Source organism: Lysinibacillus sp. EB271-A1-10B (genome assembly GCF_058791335.1).
The window spans coordinates 1-349 of record NZ_JBYTDL010000052.1 but is presented as its reverse complement, the minus strand read 5'-3'; the positions used below and the strand labels follow the sequence as shown (position 1 = coordinate 349).

The following is a 349-nucleotide window of genomic DNA, read 5'->3' as shown; positions in this document are numbered from 1 at the left end:
TGGGCGACTGATGGGAATCGAACCCACGAATGCCTGAACCACAATCAGGTGCGTTAACCACTTCGCCACAACCGCCATATTATTATATTTTATTATTTTAAATTAAATGGGGCGACTGATGGGAATCGAACCCACGAATGCCTGAACCACAATCAGGTGCGTTAACCACTTCGCCACAACCGCCATGAAATTAATTAATTGGCAGGGGCAGTAGGAATCGAACCCACATCAAAGGTTTTGGAGACCTCTATTCTACCGTTAAACTATGCCCCTATAAAAAAACTGGTGGAGGGGGACGGATTCGAACCGCCGAACCCTAAGGAGCGGATTTACAGTCCGCCGCGTTTAG

3 tRNA genes are annotated in these 349 nt (G+C 47.3%); all 3 read right to left on the bottom strand.

The window, feature by feature from the left end:
• Positions 1–2: 2 nt before the first annotated feature.
• The 3 genes from AC3WSK_RS26355 to AC3WSK_RS26345 all read right to left on the bottom strand — a co-directional run bounded on the left by AC3WSK_RS26355 (position 3) and on the right by AC3WSK_RS26345 (position 273).
• Positions 3–75: transfer RNA gene (locus AC3WSK_RS26355), tRNA-His, on the bottom strand.
• A 32-nt stretch (positions 76–107) separates the two neighbouring features.
• Positions 108–183: transfer RNA gene (locus tag AC3WSK_RS26350), tRNA-His, on the bottom strand.
• 16 nt (positions 184–199) lie between these two features.
• Positions 200–273, bottom strand: a tRNA-Trp gene (locus tag AC3WSK_RS26345).
• Positions 274–349 lie beyond the last annotated feature (76 nt).